The 3,921-nt window shown below is 73.2% G+C and carries 3 protein-coding genes; 2 read left to right on the forward strand and 1 reads right to left on the reverse strand.

From position 1 onward, the window contains the following. Positions 1-529: 529 nt before the first annotated feature. The gene (locus IG74_RS0143975; RefSeq protein WP_051856707.1) at positions 530-1,321 is read right to left on the reverse strand and encodes an SIS domain-containing protein; all 792 of its coding nucleotides are present in this window, start codon (positions 1,319-1,321) and stop codon (positions 530-532) included. A gap of 179 nt (positions 1,322-1,500) precedes the next feature. On the opposite strand from IG74_RS0143975, the gene IG74_RS0143980 reads away from it, so the two are divergent. After that, positions 1,501-2,193, forward strand: coding sequence for a metal-dependent transcriptional regulator (locus IG74_RS0143980; protein ID WP_030361523.1), 693 nt, complete (start codon positions 1,501-1,503; stop codon positions 2,191-2,193). Positions 2,194-2,860: 667 nt separating this feature from the next. Beyond that, a complete protein-coding gene (locus tag IG74_RS0143985) occupies positions 2,861-3,721 on the forward strand; it encodes an alpha/beta fold hydrolase (protein WP_030689301.1) in 861 nt (286 codons plus the stop codon). Positions 3,722-3,921: the final 200 nt, after the last annotated feature.

Raw genomic sequence — 3,921 nt, forward strand, 5'->3', positions numbered from 1 at the left:
AGATGTGTATAAGAGACAGACCCAGGACAGGGTCCGTGAGGCACCGACCGCAGGCGCCCCCGTGCAGGGGCAGTCCCACCACCGGGCATCACCCGCAAGCCCCCGGGCAGGGGCCAGGCCGCATGCCAGTCGGCGTGGTCCCGCCGCCCGCCCCCACCGGCGACGGGGAGCGCTGACAAGCCTTCCGCGGGGGCCAGGCCGCGCAACGCCGGGGGCGGTCCCACCCACCCACCCACCCCCACCCGGGACGGGGATCTCCGGCAAGCCTTCCGCCGGAGCCAGACCGTGCCACGCCGGGGGCGGTCCCGCCGCCCGCCCCCGCCCGGGGCGGGGATCCATAGGGCGCCACCCGCAAGCGCCACGCGTCGGGGTCAAGCTGGCGAAGCTGGGGAGATTCGGGTGGGTGGGAGAAGATCCGCCGCGTAGCGGTGGGACGGGGCGCGTGGGTGTGGCGCTTCGCGTCGGGGGCGGGCGGGAGGGAGGAGGCCCGCCGCGGTAGCGGTGGGGGCGGTTCAGGACCCGGCGGGGGCTAGTGGCGGTAGAAGATGCGGTCGCCGTACTCCTGGAAGACGCGGCCGTTCCAGTCGTGGCCCCCGTCCACGTTCCCCGAGCGGAGCAGCGGCGGCTGGATGCCGCGCTCCGCGAGCCCCGCGGCCGCCGTGGCCATCATGGCCTGCATCAGCGCGCTGGCAACCATCGTGGAGGCGGGTCCGAAGGGGGCGTCGACGGAGTCGAGGGTCAGCTCCGCGTCACCGACGGCGATCTTCGAGTCGAGGACGACGTCGCAGTGGTCCTTCAGGAAGGTGCCCGACGCGTGCCGCGTCTTCGTCTCCTCCGCGTACGCCACGGACGTCACGCCGATGACCTTCAGGCCGAGCGCGCGGGCGTTCACGGCCATCTCGACGGGCAGCGAGTTCCGGCCGGACAGGGAGATGATCACGAGGACGTCCCCGGGCCGCACCGGGCTGGAGTCGAGGACGGCGCCCGCGAGGCCGTCGACCCGCTCCAGGGCGGAGCCGAGGGTCGCGGGCATGACGTCCACGCCGACGACGCCCGGTACGGACAGCAGGTTCATCAGGGCGAGCCCGCCCGCGCGGTAGACGACGTCCTGCGCGGCGAGCGAGGAGTGCCCGGCGCCGAAGGCGAAGAGCCGCCCGTCGGCGGCGACGGCGTCGGCGATGAGCTCGCCCGCGGCGGTGATCGCGGCGGCCTCCTCGTCGCGCACCCGCTCCAGGAGTCCGATCGCGGCGTCCAGGTACCGTCCGGCGAGCCCGGCACCGCCGGTCCCGCCCGCGCCGCCGTCCCGCGTACCGTTGGTCATCCGCGAAACCCCTTCGTCCCGCCGCGTCCCGTCGTGTCGCGGATCACGGTGCGGTCTGAACCAGCGCCCTGTCAATACGGACTCACAGCGCCTCTTCACCCGGCGCGACCCGGTTGTCAGTGGTATGGGTCAGAATTGAGGGCAGGGCCAGCGCACGAGCGAATTCTGAGGGGCAACCCATGTCGGGGCTTATTGACACCACTGAGATGTACCTGCGCACCATCCTCGAACTGGAGGAGGAGGGTGTCGTCCCCATGCGCGCCCGCATCGCCGAGCGGCTCGACCAGAGCGGCCCGACGGTGAGCCAGACCGTGGCGCGCATGGAGCGCGACGGCCTGGTGGCCGTCGCGAGCGACCGCCACCTGGAGCTGACCGAGGAGGGCCGCCGCCTGGCCACGCGCGTCATGCGCAAGCACCGCCTGGCCGAGTGCCTCCTGGTCGACGTGATCGGCCTGGAGTGGGAGCAGGTGCACGCCGAGGCCTGCCGCTGGGAGCACGTGATGAGCGAGGCGGTGGAGCGCCGCGTCCTGGAGCTCCTGCGCCACCCCACCGAGTCGCCGTACGGCAATCCGATCCCGGGCCTCGAGGAGCTCGGCGAGAAGGACGGCGCCGACCCGTTCCTGGACGAGGGCATGGTCTCCCTCATCGACCTCGACCCGGGCACGGACGGCAAGACGGTCGTGGTCCGCCGCATCGGCGAGCCGATCCAGACGGACGCGCAGCTGATGTACACGCTGCGGCGCGCGGGCGTGCAGCCCGGCTCCGTGGTGAGCGTGACGGAGTCGGCGGGCGGCGTGCTCGTCGGCAGCAGCGGCGAAGCCGCCGAGCTGGCGGCGGACGTGGCCTCGCACGTCTTCGTCGCCAAGCGCTGAGACCGGCGCACCGGGCTCCGGCCCGCCTCGGAACTGGCGTCAACGACCGTTACCACAGCGGCGGTTGAGGCGAGTCCGAGACGTGCCGGAGTCCAAGATTCAGTGTGCCGAATCGCAGCGCCGGGACGATTTGCGTGCGACGCTGTCGCGAGAGGCATATGACCTGAGGGCTCTTGATCGCGCCGGTGCCGGGACTTGGCCGAGTGGCCGCCGGGTCCCGACCGGACGGCCGGACGGCCCGGCCGGAGAGGGGACAGACAATGTGCCCGGCTGGTGAACAGGGGTACGCGAGGCGCGGCCCCGGGCGCCCCGGAGACCCGCGCCCGGCCCCGTACGTCCGAAGCGCGCGGCGGCGGGCGGGTGGTGCGCGACCCCCGAGCAGCAGAGGGCCCCGGCACCTCACGGCGCCGGGGCCTGTCCTCCCCTGTGCTGACCCAGAGCCCCGAGCTCTCAGGGTCATCCCCCTCGGGCCGGTCTCCCCGAACGGCCCGCCTCCCGATGAAGATCTCCCCTCGGCGACGGCGGTCAATCCTTGAGCATGGTCACCCGAACGAGGGGTGTTGGCGACAAGACGGCCGCTCTCGAATGATAGTTCGATAGCGTGCCGGGGAGCGTGAGCTGAGAACCCGAGCGGAACCAAGCGGAACCAAGGGGGGTGCCTGGGACCATGGTGCGGCGCATCGACGTGACCGGCGCGGGTGGCGTGAGCCTCGCGGCCTGGGAGTACGCCGACCCTCCCAAAGCCGGGGAGGCCGAGCAGGCGCGGGGCGGTGTGCTGTTACTGCACGGGCTGATGGGACGGGCCTCCCACTGGGCGGGCACCGCCCGCTGGCTCTCCGAGCGGCACCGCGCGGTCGCCATCGACCAGCGCGGCCACGGGCGCAGCGAGAAGCCCGCCGACGGCCCCTATACCCGCGAGGCGTACGTCGACGACGCCGAGGCCGCCCTCGAGCAGCTCGCCCTCTCCCCCGCCGTGCTCATCGGCCACTCCATGGGCGCCCTCACCGCCTGGCAGCTGGCCGCGCGCCGCCCCGACCTGGTCCGGGGCCTGATCATCTGCGACATGCGGGCCTCCGCGCTCGGGGCGGCCTCGCAGCGGGAGTGGGAGGCGTGGTTCAAGTCCTGGCCGGTGCCGTTCGCGACGCTCGCGGACGTACGCAAGTGGTTCGGCGAGGACGACCCCTGGGTGGAGCGGCCCAACCCCTCGCGGGGCGCCTTCTTCGCCGAGGTCATGACCGAGGGCCCGGACGGCTGGCGGCCCGTCTTCGACCCCGCGCAGATGCTCAAGTCCCGCGAGACGTGGGTGTACGACGCGCACTGGGAGGAGCTCGTCCAGGTCCAGTGCCCCGCCCTCGTCGTACGCGGCCTCGACGGGGAGCTGGGGCGGGCGGAGGCCCAGGAGATGGTGCGGGTGCTGCCGCGGGGGGCCTATGCGGAGGTCTCCGACGCGGGGCACCTTGTGCACTATGACCGGCCCGGGGGCTGGCGCGAAGCCATAGAGCCCTTCCTGGACCAGACCCTCCCCTGACCGTTACCGCCACCGCGGCGGACCCCTCCCACCCGCCCACCCGTATCTCCCTAGCTTCGCCGGCCGGGCCCCGACGCGTGGCGCTTGCGGGTGGCGCCCGGTGGTGGGGCTGCCCTTGCACGGGGGGGGCGCCTGCGGTCGGTGCCTCACGGACCCTGTCCTGGGTCTGTCTCTTATACACATCTCCGAGCCCACGAGAC

This window comes from Streptomyces sp. NRRL B-1347 (genome assembly GCF_000720325.1).
Taxonomy (GTDB): domain Bacteria; phylum Actinomycetota; class Actinomycetes; order Streptomycetales; family Streptomycetaceae; genus Streptomyces.